Source organism: Rhizobium sp. 007 (assembly GCF_015353075.1).
Classification (GTDB): Bacteria; Pseudomonadota; Alphaproteobacteria; order Rhizobiales; family Rhizobiaceae; genus Rhizobium.
This window is the reverse complement of record NZ_CP064188.1, coordinates 1,807,430-1,825,264: the sequence shown is the minus strand read 5'-3', so window position 1 is coordinate 1,825,264 and position 17,835 is coordinate 1,807,430. Positions and strand designations below refer to the sequence as shown.

The 17,835-nt window shown below is 59.4% G+C and carries 17 protein-coding genes and 1 pseudogene; 9 read left to right on the top strand and 9 right to left on the bottom strand.

Annotated elements, in window-relative coordinates:
• The first annotated feature begins 57 nt into the window (after positions 1-57).
• Positions 58-483 carry a VOC family protein gene (locus ISN39_RS29665; protein WP_194731523.1) on the top strand — a complete coding sequence of 142 codons (426 nt, stop codon included), beginning with the start codon at positions 58-60 and terminating at the stop codon, positions 481-483.
• Between the two features lie 204 nt (positions 484-687).
• On the opposite strand, the gene ISN39_RS29660 is transcribed toward ISN39_RS29665, so the two are convergent.
• Positions 688-966, bottom strand: coding sequence for an HU family DNA-binding protein (locus ISN39_RS29660; protein ID WP_074071425.1), 279 nt, complete (start codon positions 964-966; stop codon positions 688-690).
• A gap of 409 nt (positions 967-1,375) precedes the next feature.
• Positions 1,376-1,662: pseudogene (locus tag ISN39_RS36905) on the bottom strand (nucleotidyltransferase); the annotation flags it as partial.
• A gap of 390 nt (positions 1,663-2,052) precedes the next feature.
• Here ISN39_RS36905 and paoA point away from each other — a divergent pair.
• Genes paoA through paoC form a run of 3 tightly spaced genes read left to right on the top strand, consistent with a single transcriptional unit; the run spans position 2,053 to position 5,839 of the window.
• On the top strand, positions 2,053-2,691 hold the full coding sequence (gene paoA / locus ISN39_RS29655) for an aldehyde dehydrogenase iron-sulfur subunit PaoA (RefSeq protein WP_194731522.1): 639 nt from the start codon (positions 2,053-2,055) through the stop codon (positions 2,689-2,691).
• Complete coding sequence (locus tag ISN39_RS29650; RefSeq protein WP_194731521.1) at positions 2,688-3,638, top strand: xanthine dehydrogenase family protein subunit M; 951 nt, start codon at positions 2,688-2,690, stop codon at positions 3,636-3,638. The genes paoA and ISN39_RS29650 overlap by 4 nt, the downstream gene beginning before the upstream one ends.
• 2 nt (positions 3,639-3,640) lie before the next feature.
• Positions 3,641-5,839, top strand: a complete 2,199-nt coding sequence (paoC, locus tag ISN39_RS29645) for an aldehyde oxidoreductase molybdenum-binding subunit PaoC (RefSeq protein ID WP_194731520.1) — start codon at positions 3,641-3,643, stop codon at positions 5,837-5,839.
• A gap of 95 nt (positions 5,840-5,934) precedes the next feature.
• Here paoC and ISN39_RS29640 read toward each other — a convergent pair whose 3' ends face one another.
• A complete protein-coding gene (locus ISN39_RS29640; RefSeq protein ID WP_194731519.1) occupies positions 5,935-7,008 on the bottom strand; it encodes an alpha/beta fold hydrolase in 1,074 nt (357 codons plus the stop codon).
• 120 nt (positions 7,009-7,128) lie between these two features.
• Here ISN39_RS29640 and ISN39_RS29635 point away from each other — a divergent pair, with 120 nt between their 5' ends.
• Positions 7,129-8,073: a LysR family transcriptional regulator gene (locus tag ISN39_RS29635; RefSeq protein WP_194731518.1), complete on the top strand. Its 945-nt coding sequence runs from the start codon at positions 7,129-7,131 to the stop codon at positions 8,071-8,073.
• A 430-nt stretch (positions 8,074-8,503) separates the two neighbouring features.
• Here ISN39_RS29635 and ISN39_RS36900 read toward each other — a convergent pair whose 3' ends face one another.
• Together ISN39_RS36900 and ISN39_RS29630 are read right to left on the bottom strand one after the other, a co-directional pair.
• Positions 8,504-8,659, bottom strand: coding sequence for an entericidin (locus ISN39_RS36900; protein ID WP_239601195.1), 156 nt, complete (start codon positions 8,657-8,659; stop codon positions 8,504-8,506).
• Positions 8,660-9,068: 409 nt separating this feature from the next.
• Positions 9,069-9,389, bottom strand: a complete 321-nt coding sequence (locus ISN39_RS29630; protein WP_194731975.1) for a DUF892 family protein — start codon at positions 9,387-9,389, stop codon at positions 9,069-9,071.
• A gap of 257 nt (positions 9,390-9,646) precedes the next feature.
• Here ISN39_RS29630 and ISN39_RS29625 point away from each other — a divergent pair, with 257 nt between their 5' ends.
• The 3 genes from ISN39_RS29625 (at position 9,647) to ISN39_RS29615 (ending at position 11,094) form a co-directional block, all read left to right on the top strand.
• Positions 9,647-9,961, top strand: coding sequence for a PepSY domain-containing protein (locus ISN39_RS29625; protein ID WP_194731517.1), 315 nt, complete (start codon positions 9,647-9,649; stop codon positions 9,959-9,961).
• A gap of 24 nt (positions 9,962-9,985) precedes the next feature.
• Positions 9,986-10,585 carry a general stress protein gene (locus tag ISN39_RS29620; protein ID WP_074071432.1) on the top strand — a complete coding sequence of 200 codons (600 nt, stop codon included), beginning with the start codon at positions 9,986-9,988 and terminating at the stop codon, positions 10,583-10,585.
• Positions 10,586-10,887: 302 nt separating this feature from the next.
• The gene (locus ISN39_RS29615; protein ID WP_194731516.1) at positions 10,888-11,094 is read left to right on the top strand and encodes a KTSC domain-containing protein; all 207 of its coding nucleotides are present in this window, start codon (positions 10,888-10,890) and stop codon (positions 11,092-11,094) included.
• Between the two features lie 1,409 nt (positions 11,095-12,503).
• Here ISN39_RS29615 and ISN39_RS29610 read toward each other — a convergent pair.
• Positions 12,504-12,737: a BrnA antitoxin family protein gene (locus ISN39_RS29610; protein WP_074071434.1), complete on the bottom strand. Its 234-nt coding sequence runs from the start codon at positions 12,735-12,737 to the stop codon at positions 12,504-12,506.
• Positions 12,738-13,144: 407 nt separating this feature from the next.
• Positions 13,145-15,013, bottom strand: a complete 1,869-nt coding sequence (locus ISN39_RS29605; RefSeq protein WP_194731515.1) for a tetratricopeptide repeat protein — start codon at positions 15,011-15,013, stop codon at positions 13,145-13,147.
• Positions 15,014-15,460: 447 nt separating this feature from the next.
• Here ISN39_RS29605 and ISN39_RS29600 point away from each other — a divergent pair, with 447 nt between their 5' ends.
• Entirely contained in the window at positions 15,461-15,850 is a 390-nt protein-coding gene (locus ISN39_RS29600; protein WP_194731514.1) for a RidA family protein, read from the top strand.
• Here the strand turns inward: ISN39_RS29600 and ISN39_RS29595 are convergent.
• Both ISN39_RS29595 and ISN39_RS29590 read right to left on the bottom strand, forming a co-directional pair.
• Positions 15,847-16,428 (bottom strand): NAD(P)H-dependent oxidoreductase, encoded by a 582-nt coding sequence (locus ISN39_RS29595; RefSeq protein WP_194731513.1) that lies wholly within the window; start codon positions 16,426-16,428, stop codon positions 15,847-15,849. The genes ISN39_RS29600 and ISN39_RS29595 overlap by 4 nt on opposite strands.
• Positions 16,425-17,834 carry an FAD-binding oxidoreductase gene (locus tag ISN39_RS29590; RefSeq protein WP_194731512.1) on the bottom strand — a complete coding sequence of 470 codons (1,410 nt, stop codon included), beginning with the start codon at positions 17,832-17,834 and terminating at the stop codon, positions 16,425-16,427. Before ISN39_RS29590 ends, ISN39_RS29595 begins: the two co-directional genes overlap by 4 nt.
• Position 17,835 lies beyond the last annotated feature (1 nt).

The following is a 17,835-nucleotide window of genomic DNA, read 5'->3' as shown; positions in this document are numbered from 1 at the left end:
AATCGAAGCCCCGTCGATTTGGGATTTGGCGGAGCTGATTGAGACGGAGGAATTTCCATGAAACCGCGAATTTCTGTCTTGACGCTGGGTGTTGCCCATCTTGAGCGCTCGCTTGCCTTTTACCGTGACGGACTGAAACTGCCCACTCAAGGGATCGTCGGCCGTGAGTTCGCGCATGGCGCCGTCGCGTTCTTTGACCTTTCCAGCGGGGTTAAACTTGCGATTTGGGCTCAGGATGATCTAGCCCACGACAGCGGTCTGACGAAAGCGCCCGCGAGCAGCACCTCGTTCTCGATCGGCCACAACGTCTCGCATCGACGTGAGGTTGACGAGGTCATGGAACAGGCCCGGCTTGCGGGAGCAGACATCGTAAAGCCCGCTGAGGAAACGTTTTACGGTGGATACGCTGGATACTTTACTGATCCGGACGGCCACCTTTGGGAAGTGGTGTGGAATCCGGCCAATCTGCCACGGCAGGATTGAATGACTTGACGTCCGCTACTGCGAACGGAACGGATGCCCGCATCCTGGCCAACGCGCCGCGCCGGGGGATGCTGCCCTGCAGATTGTGCGGCCGTAGGCTCTGAGCCCTGCACAGTGCAGAACTCAGCCCTTAAATCAGCCGGCCTTCTAAACTGTCCAACTTAATGGGGTCAGTTCAAAGGCGGGCCTCCTTGATCCGAACGATCACTTGTTCAGAGCATCCTTCACTGCCTTGGCCGGCGTGAAGGCGAGCTTCTTTGCGGCAGCGATCTTGACGGTGGCCCCGGTTGAGGGATTGCGGCCTTCGCGCTCCGGCGTCTCCTTTACCTTGAACTTGCCGAAGCCCGGGATCGAGGTCTCGGCGCCAGATGTGGCGGCCGACGTGATGGAGGCGAAGACCGCCTCTACGACGGCTTTGCTCTGGGCTTTGGTAAGGCCATGTTCACCGGCAATCTTGTCTGCGATTTCGTTTGTCGTCGTCATGTAAGATGGTTCCTTTTGAATGTTTCCTATCCACCTTGACACATCAGCTTCGCAAAAGGGTAGAGAGGGAACGGGTTCAACGGCGTCAATCCACTGATTTGATGCGTACTTCCCTTCGGCGGTCATGAAACGAGAGGCTGAATTGCAGCGTGTGCGTGAATGCCTAACATCCTGCTCGTTGAGCTCTGGGAGCCGTTGAAGCCTATGGGACGGCAAACGAGACGGTGCGTCCACGAGCTACGATTGGATCCAGACGAAGAGTATCGTTCGCTATCCGTATCTCCCTGGCGAGACCGAAGACGCAAAAGGAGGGTCGCCTCAGGTGTTCGTCTGGCCGACCTGAGGACCGCAAAACACCAAAGCGGAGATTTGGCTTCAGGCGCCGAGGCGCACTTTGCAGAATCGTCTCCGCAAGCGTCTGCAGGTCCTTCACCCGCGCGACAAGCCATTGCAGTTCATCATTGCTGACCGTGTATTTCGAGGAGTAGCGCGCCTCGACATAAGCCCGTGACAACGGCTCGAAGCAGCGGCGGCAAAGCGAGTGTCGCGCGGCCAGGCCGCGACCAGCCGCGCATCGGTGCTCTCGGCTTGAGAACGCAGCACTCTGATCCGGTGCGATTTCGGGCTGTAGAGGGTCAGGGTCGGCAAGACGCAATGATAAAAGCGCTCTGTCGATTGGTGAAGGTCGAATGCGGCGCTGCGCCTCATCGGTTGGTGCGCACCTAAACTCTTTACGTGCACAATTTGTAAACTGAAACTGGACTTCGGGCGGAAAGTCGTCTGGATCCCAAACTTCACCTCGATCCCGCGAGGCTCCGGATTCACTTTCGAGCAGTTCCGCTGCCCTTTCGGCCGCGCCCACTTCAAAGTGACAGGCAATTGCGCGCGAAGCGCTGTGTGACAAAGGATGCATGGCCGGCATAACCTTGCACTAGCCTGTCGGAATGCCATTCATGAATCAGATCGATAAGAGTATGCAGCAGGAAGGCCTAATCATCGCTCGTTTCTGCTCTATCTAGCCTGCTGGCGCCTTTACCGGATCGACTGGACGCGCCCCCATGCAATGAGCGTGAAGTGGAGCTGCACATGCATAACCCCATTCAACTCGAAATCTCCCGTCGGGATTTACTTATCTCGTCTGCCGCGACCGTCGCGGTCACCGGCGTTGCAGCCGGGGGAGCGGCGGCACAATCTGCGGAAACCGCAATGCACTACACAACGAAGATGTCCTTCACCGTCAACGGCGAGAGGCGTGATCTCGACGTTGACAATAGAACAACGCTCCTCGACGCGCTGCGCGAACACCTCCATCTGACGGGTACGAAGAAGGGATGCGACCACGGTCAGTGCGGCGCGTGCACAGTCATGGTCGACGGCCGTCGCGTCATCTCGTGTTTGACGCTTGCCGTCATGCATGAAGGCGACCAGATTACGACGATCGAAGGTCTCGGAAAGCCAGGCGATCTCCACCCGATGCAGGCGGCCTTCGTCAAGCACGACGGATTTCAGTGCGGCTATTGCACGCCTGGGCAGATCTGTTCCTCCCTGGCGGTGCTAGAGGAGATCAAGGCGAACATCCCGAGTCACGTCACTGGCGACCTAACCGCCAAGGTGGCTGTCACCCCGGCCGAGATCCGCGAGCGCATGAGCGGCAATATCTGTCGTTGCGGCGCCTATTCCAACATTGTCGACGCCATCGTCGAGGTCGCGGGGACAAAAGCATGAGAGCCTTCACCTACGAACGGGCCTCGTCCGTCGAGGCCGCGGCCCAAGCGGCCGCCTCCAATCCGGAAGCGAAGTTTATCGCCGGGGGCACTAACCTTCTCGACCTCATGAAGCTCGAGATCGAGACGCCGACGCATCTGATCGACGTGAACGGCCTCGGATTGGACAAGATTGAACCCACTTCGGAGGGCGGACTGCGTATCGGAGCCCTGGTTCGCAACACGGACCTTGCGGCACACGAAACCGTTCGTCGAGATTACGAGCTCCTGTCCCGAGCGCTCGTCGCGGGCGCTTCCGGTCAACTCCGCAACAAGGCGACGACGGCGGGGAACCTCTTGCAGCGCACGCGCTGTCCGTACTTCTACGACCCGAACCAGCCGTGCAACAAGCGTCAGCCAGGCAGCGGCTGTTCGGCCATCGGCGGCTTCACCCGCCAGCACGCCGTCGTCGGCACGAGCGACGCCTGCATCGCCACCCATCCGAGCGACATGGCGATCGCCATGCGAGCGCTGGATGCCGTGGTCGAAACGGTAAAGGCAGACGGCAGCCAGCGTTCCATCCCCATCGCCGACTTCCACCGCCTGCCGGGCAACACCCCGCATATCGAGACGGTTCTCGAACGCGGCGAGTTCATCACAGGGGTCATTCTCCCACCGCCGATCGGGGGGCGTCACATCTACAGGAAGGTCCGCGATCGCGCCTCCTACGCCTTCGCACTCGTTTCCGTGGGCGCGGTTATCCAACCTGATGGGACCGGTCGCGTCGCCGTCGGTGGCGTTGCCCATAAGCCTTGGCGCGTCGAGGCGGCCGAAGCCGAGCTGCCAAAAGGGGCCCGCGCCGCCGCTGGTGTCCTTCTCGCGGACGCCCGTCCTACCGAACAGAACCGTTTCAAGGTCGACCTGGTCGAGCGCACGCTCGCAGCGGTCATCTCGCAAGCCAGGGGGTAGCCATGCAGTTCGATACGCCAGCAACTACGAACCCGATCGACCAGCTCAAGGTCGTCGGCCAGCCGATCCACCGCATCGACGGCCAGCTCAAGACGACAGGCCGGGCGATGTACGCCTACGAATGGCACGATGCCAAGGTGCCGTACGCCTACGGCTATCCCGTGGGCGCGGCTGTCGCCAAGGGCCGCATCAAATCCATGGACGTCTCTGCCGCAAAAAAGGCGCCAGGCGTCATCGCCGTTGTGACCGCGCCTGAAGTCGGCGAACGGAAGAAGGGCAAGTTTAACACCGCCAAGCTCTTCGGCGGTGACGAAATCCAGCATTACCACCAGGCGATCGCCGTCGTCGTGGCCGAAACCTTCGAACAAGCCCGCGCAGCCGCAGCACTGGTAATAGTCGACTATGCCGAAGAGAAGGGCGCCTTCGACCTCAGAGAGGCGAAGGAATCGGCGGTGAAGCCGGACGAGTCCCAGCAGCCGGACTCAGCTGCCGGCGACTTCGATGCGGCTTTCAGGACGGCTCCGATCACTTTCGACGAAACCTACACGACGCCGGACCAGTCCCACGCGATGATGGAGCCGCATGCCTCCATCGCAGCCTGGGATGGCGACGAGCTAACAGTCTGGACCTCGAGCCAGATGATAGACTGGTGGCGGTCAGACCTGGCGACCACCCTCGACGTGGAAAAGGAGAAAATTCATCTGATGTCGCCATTCATCGGCGGCGGGTTTGGAGGCAAGTTATTTCTTCGTGCCGACGCCGTCCTTGCCGCGTTTGGAGCAAAGGCTGCGAAGCGACCTGTCAAAGTGGCGCTGCCGCGTCCGTTCATGATGAACAACACAACCCACCGCCCGGCGACCATCCAGCGCATCCGCATCGGAGCGGAACGCGACGGCAAGATCACCGCGATCGCCCATGAAAGCTGGTCAGGCGATCTGAAAGGCGGACAGCTCGAGACGGCCGTCAATCAGACCAGGTTGCTCTACGCCGGCGCGAACCGCATGACGGCGATGCGGCTGGCGACGCTCGACCTTCCCGAGGGCAACGCGATGCGTGCTCCAGGCGAAGCGCCTGGCTTGATGGCGCTGGAGATCGCCATCGACGAGATGGCCGAGAAGCTCGGTCTCAATCCCGTGCAATTTAGGATTATCAATGACACCCAGGTCGATCCCGAGAAGCCCGAGCGGCCGTTCTCGCACCGCGATCTCGTCGGATGTCTGAAGCTCGGCTCCGAGCGGTTCGGGTGGAGCGCGCGAGGAAGACCGGGGTCGAAGCGTGAGGGCAACTGGCTGATCGGCATTGGCGTCGCAGCCGCCTTCCGCAACAACCTGCTGCTTCCTTCCGGAGCACGCGTCCGCCTCGCCCGGGAAGGGGTCGTTACCGTCGAAACCGACATGACCGATATTGGAACGGGCAGTTACACCATCATCGCGCAGACTGCGGCCGAGATGATGGGCGTCACCGTCGACAAGGTCGCGGTCCGGCTTGGCGACTCCCGCTTTCCGGTGTCCGCCGGTTCCGGCGGGCAGTTCGGGGGCAACTGCTCGACGGCGGGTGTTTACGCAGCCTGCGTGAAGCTGAGGGAAGCCATTGCGCAGAAACTTGGTTTCAATTCCGAGGATGTCGTCTTCGAAAACGGCGAGGTCCGCTCCGGCAACCGGTCGGTGTCACTCGCAGAGGCAGCGGGCGCCGAGGGACTGGTTGGTGAAGATACGATCCAATGGGGCAAGCTTTCCGAAACGCACCAACAATCGACCTTCGGCGCGCACTTCGTCGAGGTCGGCGTGGACGTCGCCACGGGAGAAACGCGCATCAGACGGATGCTGGCGGTGTGCGCGGCGGGACGCATTCTCAATCCGATTACCGCGCGCAGCCAAGTGATCGGCGCGATGACCATGGGGGCGGGCGGGGCTCTTTCGGAGGAGCTCGCGGTGGACGCGCGCCGCGGCTTCTTCGTCAATCACGATCTTGCCGGCTATGAGGTACCAGTGCATGCCGACATCCCTCATCAGGACGTTATTTTCATGGACGAGACGGATCCGATGTCGTCACCGATGAAGGCGAAAGGGGTCGGCGAGCTCGGCCTGTGCGGTGTCTCCGCCGCAATCGCCAACGCCATCTACAACGCGACCGGCGTCAGGGTCCGGCACTATCCGATCACAATTGACAAACTGATCGGCGGCCTTCCAGACACCGCTTAGCGCAGGCAACACGGAACCGCCGTGCACGAGGTCTTGAGCCGCCGCTGCCTAGAGGCTCCTTGAGTCAGAGAAGTGACCATCGGTTGAACATGAGCTCACCGGCTTGCGGTGTTGTCGGATTCCGAGAGCAATCTCACCACTTCTGTGATGAATTGCGAACGGCCACGCTCGGAACGATCGAGGTGGACATAATGCGTGGCGCCCGGAATCGTTACGCTACGGACACGGGCCGCATTGACGAGGTGACCTTCAAGCGTCGTTACGTCATCAGGACGGCTCCAAAAGTCGTTCTCAGAACGGATGATCAGCACGCGTGCGGTAATCGATGCAGCGTCCCAAAGCTGCCTGCTGGAGGCAAGATAGAAGCTGTCTTCCATTGCCCCGGAAGGGGAGCGGAATGCAGCTGGCTTCCGATCGCCAGATGTCTGATCGGACGCCAGCGCCGCCTGTTGGTAGGCTTCGACCACTGCCGGATCACGCCAGCTTTCCTTGGCGTCCACAGGAATGGATTTGTCCCAGGAGGGCATGAGTGAAGCAGCCGTGTTCAATCGGTAGGCCCCGAACTTCGCAATGTTGAAGCGGCGGTGATCATTCGGGTCGGCGGTCTCGCTGTCCGATCCAAGTGTCGGATGTCCAGAGGTTGCGCCGTAAAGCGAGTTATAGACGACCAGGTGGCTGACCTTTTCCGGGAAAAGAGATGCGTACATGCCAGCCCAATGTCCGCCGGTGGCCCAGCCGAGCAACCCGACTTGCCGACTGTCAGTCCTATCCCGGATAGCCTCGACCGCAGCATCGATGTCGCGGGCGACTTCGTTGGAATGGGTCAGCGGCCGGCCTTCCGGTGGACCATCCTGTCCGGGACGGTCCGATCTGCCGTAGCCACGGGCGTCCACGATGAACACCTGATATCCTCTCGTTGCCAAGTCCGCAGCCAGTGATCCTCCTTCGACCGGCAAATCGAAGGAGGCAATACCCGGCACCCGTGCTCCATGGACAAGGACGATGGGAGGCCCGTTGCGTTCTGCCTCTGTCTTCCAGACCTCCCGGATAGCCAGTTCGACATCAGGTGCAGCATTTACCCGGAAATCCTTGCGTTCGACTTCTGCGAATGTAGGCACAACACCGAACGTCGTCGCGATGGCAGCGCAATAGAAAGCAAGTTTTTGCATGGTCACTCCTTCGAAATAGTTTTCCGCCCATGGGCTGGCTTCGACTGGATCGAACCGTAAATCGTTGTTGCCGGCGAATTTTTCCAATATCAAAACAGTGTTTATTGATATTCTCTTGATATGGTGATCAGCTTGCTCCATATGCGGCATTTCATTGCCGTGGCCGAAGAATTGCATTTCGGACGCGCCGCTGCCCGGCTCGGCATGGCGCAACCGCCGCTTAGCCAATCGATCAAAAGGCTTGAGGAGCGTTTGGGATTTCCGCTATTCGAGCGGACGCAACGCATGGTGAGCCTCACTGCCGCGGGTCGCGTGTTTCTGGAGGAGGCTCGTCGAACAATTGCGCAATCTGAAGACGCGGTTCGCTTGGCCCGCCGCGCGGCTTCAGACGACCTTGCCCAGATTTCCATCGCCTTTGTCTCCGCAGCTCTCTATCGGCTGCTTCCTCGGGCCATTCGCGCCTTCCACAACGTTTGGCCCGATACGACAATTCGCCTCTATGAACGTTCCACGGAGGCGCAACTGGCCGATCTTGCCGGCGGTGATATCGACCTTGGCTTCTTCCATCCGCCCATCAAGACTGTCGATGGCCTCGCGGTGGAACTGATACACCGGGACAAGCTGGTTGTCGCAGCGCCATCACATCACCCGCTCGCTGTTTCGAACTTTTGCCGGCTTGCTGATCTGGCTGGACACGATTTCATTATGTTTCCTCACCCTCAAGGCCCGACGCTTCATGGGAGGATTACAAACGCCTGCAGGACGGCGGGTTTCGTACCGAATATCGTCCAGGAAGCGAGGCAGATGCATACGATTTTGAGCTTGGTCGCCGCTGGGCTCGGCGTATCGTTGGTGCCCGTGGGCGCGACGACGATGAAGATCGCTGGTGTAGCATTCATCCCACTGATTGACGCACCTGTAGAGCTGGCCTGGGAACTGGCCATGGGATGGCAGCCACGAGGTGCGCGAAAAGCACTGCGAAACTTCCTGGAAGCGGTACGATCAACAAGTCAGGAGCTGAAGTCCGAAATAGCCTGCCTCCCTAACCAACGCTCAAACTCATGACGTTTCCAGGCATAGCTGCCGTCCCGCTCCACGGGTCGGAAGAGGAGCCGCTTTAGTGAGTAGGTACGGAAGAATAACCCCTTTTCGGAGGAGCACATGGACCCTGGCGGAGGCAGGATATCTCATTCGTTCGATTGCAGAGGTTAGTGCCGCCGGCGTCAATGTTTAAAGCGCGCGGTGGGGCCTAACGCTATGTCGAAACACATCCTTGAAAACGAGGGGAAGCCTCGGCTTTCAACGAGTTGCACAAGCCACTCGTCGGCGCTCACGGTCTTCGAGTGAGCTCCGATGCGGTCTTCGTCAGCCGTCCCGCTTCTGGCCTTGCGCTCTTCCGATCCTAGAGACGCAAGCGTTGGCCAAGCGACGGAAAGTCCGCCCGCGAATTTGGCCCAGGGATGGCCGAGAACGGGGCGCTTACTGTGCTTGCCGCTCAATTCGCCGCTGCTCTGCCTACCCGATTTCCGGCACTTTGGGTGGCATCCACGGTATTGGCAGCATCACGCCCCACGCCGCGGATAGTGTTCCCGCAAGAGGAAAGGGCGAGAAGAACGCAGCAGGCGGCGGCGATTTTTGTCGTCAGTAACATTGCATAGATCCTTGGAGTTTAAGGCCGTTTGCGAATTCGCGACGCCTTCTGTTGGTCGACATCCTTGGTACTCTCGGAGAGAAACATGTCGGTGTGCCTGCGCGCAGCTTCGCGAAGCGCGTCCATCCTCGAAAGGTCGTCTGCGTTGGCGCCGGCTGCGCCTTGACCGATTTTCGGTAAAGCCTGGCCCCAGTGCTCAACGCTTTTGCCCTCTTGCCGGCGTTCCTTCTGTCCGGCGCGCAGGCATAAAGGCCGTCCTCCGTTTTCATTGACACCCTCCCATCGGGCACCTTTTGATCCGCTGATCATGATGATCTCCTTCCATGAGAGGAGAACTGCCGGGGAGGGCGTGTGTTCCATCGCGGCGAGAATAAGCGCGGCGCGCCTAGAGGTAGTTCCTCGACACTCGTCATATTAAACCTTCCTCTTCAGCGAGGCTTGCCTGAAGGAGAGGGATCGCGTCCTTCAGACCCAGCTGCTTGGCCCAGGCGATCAGCGTGCCGTAGAGGTCGATTTCGTAATGTTCGACGGCCTGGGCCGCAGAGATCAATCCTGCGTCGAGTGCGGCAGAGCCCTTGAACTCTTCGATGATCTCTTCGCTTTCGGCGATGATGCCCTTCAGGAAACCCACTTTGCCTTCCTCCGATTGCGCCGCGCGCGCCATCCTCGGCAAGGCTTTGAGGATTTGCTTCTCGGCGAAGTAAATGTCCTTCAGCGTGTCGACGAACAGGTCGGTTTAGCGTCTTTGCAGCCATTCTGCTCTCCTATGGTGGGGGTAAGGCACCAACCCGCCGCGTAGGGCGTCGCGGGATGTTCCGCTCAGCAACGATAGGCGCATTTTTCGAGCTCGCCTCTGGATGCAATCAATCGGAAGAATGGAATTCCGGCCGGCAACCAGCTCATACCTGCGCCGGCTGGAACTTAAAGCGCACCATGGTGTTCTCCGGTCATGGATCGGACATGAGGTCCGCAAAAAAGGAAACACCGATGAAAAACATCATTCTCGTGGCGGCCCTCGGGGCATCCGCGCTCTCGGCGTTTGCCCAGACAACCCCCGCTCCCTCGTCGAACGGAAATACCCCTGCAGTAGCGACCCCGGACACGAAGAACCCGGCGGCGCCTGTCGAAGGTGCCAACAGCTTTACCGAAGCCCAGGCCAAGGAGCGCATCGTGAACGCAGGTTACACCGATGTCAAAGGCCTGAAGCTCGATGACAAGGGGATCTGGATGGCGTCCGCCACCAAAGACGGCAAATCGTTATCGGTCGCACTCGACTACCAAGGAAATGTAGTCGCCAAGTAACCAGCACCATCAAGGAGAAGAACAATGAGAACTGTAAACGGACTATTCGACGACTATTCCGACGCCCGCTCGGCCGTGAATGAACTGGAGTCGGCCGGAGTTCCCTCCGATGATATCAGCATCGTCTCGAACAATGGGCGCGATCAGGATAACGCCTCTGGCGCAGCAGAAGGTGCGGCGACTGGCGCCGGTATCGGCGCGGCGGTGGGTGGCACCGGTGGACTACTTGCCGGGTTGGGCCTTTTGGCCATTCCAGGTGTCGGGCCTGTCGTTGCAGCCGGTTGGTTGGTCGCGACCGCGGCTGGCGCCGCTGCTGGCGCGTTAGCTGGCGGAGCTGCGGGCGGTCTGATCGGAGCGCTCACCAGTTCGGGAGTCTCGGAAGAAGATGCTCACCTCTATGCAGAGGGCGTGCGTCGGGGCGGGACGCTCGTGAGCGCAAGGGTGGACGAGGGTCGGGTCGCTGAAGCCGAAGCCATCCTCCGGCGTTCCAACTGGGTGGATCCGAGCGAACGCCGCCGTGCCTATATGGAGGAGGGCTGGACACGGTTCGACGACAGCCTCGATCCCTATAGCCCCGAGCAGATCGAACAGGAACGGAACCGCTACCGCCGTACCGCACCCTAAGAAAGCGCGGGATTGAGAGCACGAATGTCTTTGGGCTCTGCTTATGATGTCGTGCGACTTGCGTTAGGCGGGACACTTTTTTCGGGAAGCGGCAACCAGACGACTGGCGATCGCGCCTGGGCCCCACATCGAGCCTTTCCATAACCGTCCGGTCGTTGCCCCCGAGCCCTGGGGCACGTGGTTCGATCTCATCCGGTCAGAAGCGGGACTCCTGCGACCCTATGGGCGGGCAGCCCTGGAGGTAGCAGCTTGGGTCAGCAAGCGATTGAGCGAGACGAGATGCCTGAGGGATGGAGTGGGCAATGCCTTCGCATTTGATCCGCGACACCAATTATGATGCGGCGAGCCGCACACTCTCGGTCTGGCTGGTCACCAGCGAGAACCGCTACGACTACGAGGATGTTTCTCCCGAAACATATGCGGCGTTCCGGCGGGCCTTCTCGAAGGGACGGTTCTTCAACGCCCATATCAGGAATCGGTTCACATATCGAATTTCCAAGGAGGAGTGACGTGTTGGCCCTCTGGTGGTTGGCGCTGCTGGGTGTGGCGAGAAGGGTCCGAGCCACTAGGGACGGTACGCCCGTATATGGCAGACGGTTGACCTGAACCACTGCCGAGCGAGCGTTCTTGTCCTGTCTGGAGGAAAAGACCTAACGCCGGATTGTCGTGCGTAGCAGCGATTGCACGGGCAGAACGTGCCAATCGCTATCGACAAATCTGTGCCAACATGTATCGACTGTTTCATCTTGCTCGCGAAACCACTTAACTTGACCAGCTAAATTCGGACTGGCAGTCGACGTACCCTCATCGGTACATGGCGCATAGGAGTGAGAGCTGCGATTGGGCCCAATCGCGGGCCATCTGTTGGGTTTCTGTCAGTCCGGACAAGAGCGCGCCAATTTCGCCGCTGATTTCAAGGTTCGTATCTCTTATCCGGCATTCAACTGTATCAAGCGTTATCGTGGCCACAACCTGACTGTCGAGTGGCGGCGTCTGAAAAAGCGCCTCTGAATCAGCCTCGCACGTCAGCAATGCCCTTGCTGTGACTGAGGAGACACTGCTCGAAACGGAGCAGAAATCGACCGACTCCACCTGAAGCCGGGCGGTTTGATTTGGGCCGACGGGAATCTGTTCGCACAACTGCAAGGAAGCAATTGACTTGGCGATCCTTGGCCACTCTGGGTTGTCGAGGGCTGATCGGCAGTCTGCTGAAACTGGAGCATAAGACCAAAACGAGATTGCTGCCGCAAGGCAGCAAGCTTTGGATTCTCTGGAAAATCGTCCCCTCATTGACCATCCTCGTTGGCCGAGAGGTCGATTTTACGCTACTTGGGGACAGTCAACAAAGGGTTCCCTCCAAAAATTGAGAACTGGGCTCTTGGAGGCTGCCTTCGGTAGCGGCCGCAGAAGTCCTGCTTCGGGTTTGTGAGCTCTAGCCGGTGCCACCAGCGTGCGGCTTCAGGACGACGATCTGTCGTGCACGACGCGGGGTGGCTGCTTTCGCCCTCCCGCCAAAGGCTGCCGAAAGCCATGAACGGTGCGCCGACAAAGGTGAACCGATGCTCGGCCTTACGATATTTCGTGCCGTAACTTCAGAATGCCGAGGCAGGGACGAGGCACCTCTTGCTGTCGCCGAAGTAGCGGCCTCCGAACCGGAAATTGAAGGCTGGTCCGCGTCTCTTGCCTGCGGGCGGCCGGAAGCCGTTCCTTCATGGGAGACAGGCTGACGATGCTCTCACCGGCGGCGCGCATTACCAGCCCCGTATCGCCGAACTTGATGTCGTCGGCCAGAGGCAAATCGAGCTCGGATTGGTGATCCGGTAGTCCGAGCGCGAGATACTGCATCATTTTGCAGTGGCGCCATCGAGCGGCGACTGACCCCGCCAACGGATAGTTGGCTGCGCTCCGATCGAGCCGCTCAGGTCTTGTCTGTCATTACGGCCCGCAATGTCTCGTTGATCCGATCCTGCCAGCCGGGGCCGTCTTCCTGGAAATAGGCGAGCACATCGCTGTCAATCTTGAGCGAGACAAGCTCTTTTGTTTTTGGGAGCGCTGGCCGGTCGATCGCAGGTGCTGCGGCCTTTCTCGCTGGTTTGAACAGCGCTTCGGCCGCGTCCATTGGATTGAGGGGTCTGCGAGGCGGGTTTGCCATGAGCGAATCTTTCTATTCTGACAGCAGCCGTAACCGTCTGATCTGTTAAAGGCATATCACCTTTTCGCCGGTTATGTGAACCGCTCCTACCCGCCGAAGATGTGTGCAAACGATGTCTCGTTACTTGAAATGCCCGCGTCGCCATCACACCTATCGAGCGCCTTTTCGTTTTCAGACGGGTGCCTGACCGCCTGAGTCATTTTGTCCTCGTGGAATGCCGGAAGTCCGAAAACTAATTTGATGCGTGCAGATGGGGGACGCATCCCTTGAAATTGGCAAGCACAGGCCGTCGTCGCGCCGAAGCGGCATTCTGACACCATTTGCCGCCCTCTCCGAGTTGGCTTCGAGCGATGACTGGCGGGCGAAGGACGAGGCAACCTGAAAATCTGTTTCCAGATCAGTGTCTCTTAGTCGAGGAGTTCAAGCACCTTCAGGAAGTGCGGATGACGACGGATCGGGTCGAGATCCGAGTCGTATTTCACCCACCTTTTTGTTTCGTGGGTGGCGCGCGGGAGAAGCTCCACTAGCAGGCCGATGGCTCGTTCATGTTCACCCTCGAGCGAGTAAAAGCAAGCCACGTTGTATTTCGCCAGGCGGTCGTCGGGATCGATGGTCAAAGCGCGTCCTGCCCATTCCTTAGCACGATCAAGCTCACCAAGGGCCGCGAGACCCAAAGCCCCCAGGTAGGCGGCCCTCGCGTTTTCCGGACGCAAAACGAGCTCGCGCTCGGCGCGTGCAACACCTTCACGCGCCGCTATCTTCATTTCCTGCTCGCGCCCGAGCGATCGGAGAACGTTAATGAGCACAAGCAAGGCCTGGTAATCGTCAGGCTTGATCTCTGCGGCGCGCTGGAAAAGCCTGGCCGCTTCGTCCAGTTTTCCCTGGGTGAAGCAGGCGCGGGCATAGAAGTAATAGGCTTCAAACAGATTGGGATCGAGGGCAATTGCCTGATCGAACTCTGCCATCGCTTCCGGATGTCGCTCGCGAAGCGAAAGAGCGAGGCCGCGTGAAGCATGCGCTTCTGCGAGACCGCTCTCAAGATCCAGCGCCTTTGCGCTGGCCGCCAGAATGCCGTCGATTGAGACATCAGCGTTATAGTGAAGGAAGAGAAAGGAATCGCAGTCCGCAATTCCGGCGTAGGCCCGGGCATAGAGTGGGTCGAGTTCGACGGCCATGGCGAACATGCGCTTCGCCAGGACGTAATGAGATTTGGAGTGCCAGTGCAGGAAATGCCGTCCTCTAAGGTAGTACGCATAAGCCTCGAAACTCCCGGTCGGGGCCTGACCGATGACCTTCTTCTCCTCGGGTAACAGCTTGACCTTCAAGTGGTCCACGATGGTATGGGTGATCTCGTCTTGAAGGGCGAAGATGTCGGTGAGATCACGGTCGTAGCGATCGGCCCAGAGATGACCTCCGCCCTTTCCCTCGACGAGCTGCGCGGTGACGCGCACACGCGAGCCGGCCTTGCGGACGCTTCCTTCAAGAATATAGTTCACCCTGAGATCCTGGCTCACCTGCTGTACCTTCGCCGGCTTGCCCTTGTAGGTATACACCGTATTGCGCGCGACGACGAACAGACCGGAGATTTTCGACAGGTCAGTAATTATGTCCTCAGTGATCCCATCACTAAAATATTCTTGCTCGGGGTCGCCGCTGATGTTGTTGAATGGCAGGACCGCGATGGACGGCTTTTCGATCTCCCAAGGCTCTTCTTGGCTTGCATCCGAGCCGCTCGGAGCCGGAGGAAAGTCCAGGGAGATACCATAAGCGCGCACGGGCCTGTCGATGTTCTTGAGCGTCTGCTCGCCCATGTCCTCGAACCGAAGATCGAGCCGGTTGCCGACATTATCTCGGACGGCTGCAGAGACCGCGATTCCGCCCGGCGCCGCTATGCTTTCAAGCCTCACCGCCACGTTGACGCCGTCCCCGAAGATGTCGTCGCCCTCAACGATCACGTCCCCAAGGTTGATGCCCATGCGAAGCTCTATTCGGCTGCGCTGCGGCACACCCGCATTACGCTCTAGCATGCCCCGCTGGACTGTGGCCGCGCAGGTGACCGCATTCACGACGCTCGGAAATTCCGCCAGAAATCCGTCGCCGGTGAGCTTCACGATGCGACCCTCACATTCGGCGATCTTGGCGTCGATCAGTTCCTTGCGATGCGATTTCCATGCCGCGTGAGTGCCTTCCTCGTCCCGGCCCATGAGTCGGCTATAAGTTACAACGTCTGCGGCGAGGATTGCCGTCAAACGTCTGTGCACCGTCGGATCGTCCATGTGACCATCTCGTCTCCGTGTACTGCCACGCTCGGGGTGCCATATTTCCAGGCCGATCCGATCATACTCCAGCGGTTGATGAATGTCTCTTTTTGCTGCCGCCAAGACCGCGAACTTGCGCTTTCTGGTCGTTCCCGACCGCCGATATTCAGGGGGTGCGGATCAAGTTCCATAGTTTTTACGCGGACTTACGAGAGAGCCTTGCTCTTCCAAAGAGTTGAAACCGCAGCGCGTCGAGATCTGGCTCACGGGCTAAGGAAAAAGACGGCAATCGACATGACTGCGGCCGGTTTTCGGATGCCGAGTAAGCTAATCCATTCTGTTGAGGTCTAACTGGATACGTGATCTGGACGGTGGCTTTTGGGATTCCCTCCGGGAGATGAGACCACGGTCTTGGAACCACGACGGTTTTGGCTATAACTGATAGGGTTCCAACGAGGCTCTTCCATGACGAAGGTTTTCAATCCGCCGTCGGTTCGCCGACCCTTCGGAAACTATAATCACGGCATGCTGGTGCCGCCCGGAGCTTCGTTGCTGGTGACATCCGGCCAACTCGGGATCAGCCTCGACGACACAGTGCCCGGGGACGTGACGGCGCAGGCCGCACTGTGCTTCGAGGCGATCAGGGCTATACTCGAAGAGGCGGATATGAGCTTTGCCGATGTCATCCGCATTTCAGGCTTCCTGACGCGGCGCGAGGATTTTCCGGCCTATATGGCCGTGCGCGACCGCTTTACCGCGGACCTGAAGCCCACGTCGACGCTGATCATCGTCAATGGCTTTACCCGGCCGGAATTTCTGGTCGAGGTCGAAGTGACCGCTGCTAAGGTTTTCTAGAAACGCTCCATTGCCGTCTTCACCTTACCAAGGAATGCAGCGCGCGTTTCCGTCGTGCAGTTGTTCATGTCGTAATGGGCGAGGAAAGTGACCGGCCTCAGTGGGTTTATCTGGGCGCGCAGCACCCGCTTGACGATCTTCTTCGGCGGATTGCCGGCGACGAAGGCGCGAAAAGGCGTGGCGCCGTAAGTCAGGACGGCTGCTAGTTTTTGGATGTGCCGGAGCCGCGATTGCACCTGTCCGTCAACCAGCTCGAAAGATACACCCGGTAGCCAGACGCGGTCGAAATATCCTTTGAGGATCGCCGGGAAACCGAAATTCCACACGGGTGTGACGATGACGAGCCCTTCCGCCTGCTTGAGGCGATCGACATAGGGTTTCACCAGCGCGATATTCCCCGGATATTCGTGATAGACGAGGCGATCGTCACGGGAGAGCACCGGATCGAAGCTTTCCGCATAAAGATCGCAGCCATCGACCGTGTGTCCGGCCGTGGCGAGACTTTCGAGCGTCTGTCGGTAAAGGGCTGCACCGTAACTTGCTTCCACCGGATGGGAATGAAGGACGAGAACCCTCATGAGGGCTCCATGATGCTGGCAAGACCCGGGAACAGATAGTTCTTGCCTGCCGAGAAGTCGAAATTCGGGTTCTCCCAGGCAATCATCTTGCCGGGATTGAGTAAGCCCTTTGGGTCCGTTTCATGCTTGAAAGCAAGCTGAACCTTGTCGGTCCGCTTCATGCCGCCCTCCTCCAGCGTATAGCGGTGCGGATTGAAGATCGGGCAGCCATGGTCCTGATGGATCTGAATGATTTTTTCGAGCCGCTCTTCCGTCGTGTAGCGCACCAGCGGCAGGCCGGAGCACTGGATCTGACCGTCGAACCTGATGAATTCGAGATGCCCAGGCACTTCATCGCCGAAGATTTCGACCATCTTCTGAACCTTCTCGACATGGTCCGGTCCCGGATACTGGACCTGAAGATAGGTGAATTTCGGATCGATCTTCAGCGCACGGAGCGTCGTGTGGTTCCAGGCAAGCTCGTAGGCATGCGGAATACCCCGCATGCTCTCCACCTTGTCGGAGCGGAAAATGATCTCGCCGTTCTGCGATGCCGCAAAGGCAAGGAACGCATCCATGGAATGCGGCGCAATCATCAAGACGACGACTGACTGATCCTTGCGGATGTAGGGCCTGTGGCGGGTGAAGTAGTCATGCGGGATCGGGGCGGCAATCGGCGCGATTTCCTTGACGAGGATGCCGTTGCACCGCGCGAGCTTATCGGAGAAGCGGACGGCCGTCATGAAATCGTCGTAGCCGACCAGCACGTCCACCCAATCGTAGGCCGGCGCGAGCGGCATTTCGATCTCGGTGATGATGCCGTTCGTGCCGTAGGCGTGGCTCACCTTCTGCAGGTCCCAGCCCGTCAGGTCGAGCACCCGCGGTTCTGCTTCCATGGTAACGACGCGCAGCCGCAGGATATTGCCGAGGTCGCGCAGTCCACCCCAGGTGATCGAGCCGACGCCGCCGGAGCCGCCAGCAATGAAGCCACCGATCGTTGCGGTCTGGGCCGTCGACGGGTGGAAGCGCAGTTCCTGGCCGGAATGGGCCTTCGTCTCTTTGTCCAGTTGCGCCATGACGATGCCCGGCTCGCAGATGACGCGCCCTGGATGGATTTCCTTGATCTTGTCCATGGCCGCAAGATTGAGCACGATGCCGCCGGAAAGCGGCATGGCCTGGCCGTAATTGCCGGTGCCGGCGCCGCGCGGCGTCACGGGTACGCCGTGTGCGAAGGCGACCTTCAGCGCCTGGATCACCTCGGCTTCATTTTTCGGCGTGACGACGAGATCAGCGGTCACGTTGTCGAGCTGGGCCTTCAGGATCGGCGAGTACCAATAGAAATCGCGGCTCTTTTGACGCACGAGCGCTGGATTGTCCTCGATGGCTATGCCTGCAAGTTCCTTTTTGATCTTTTCGTAATCCGGCATG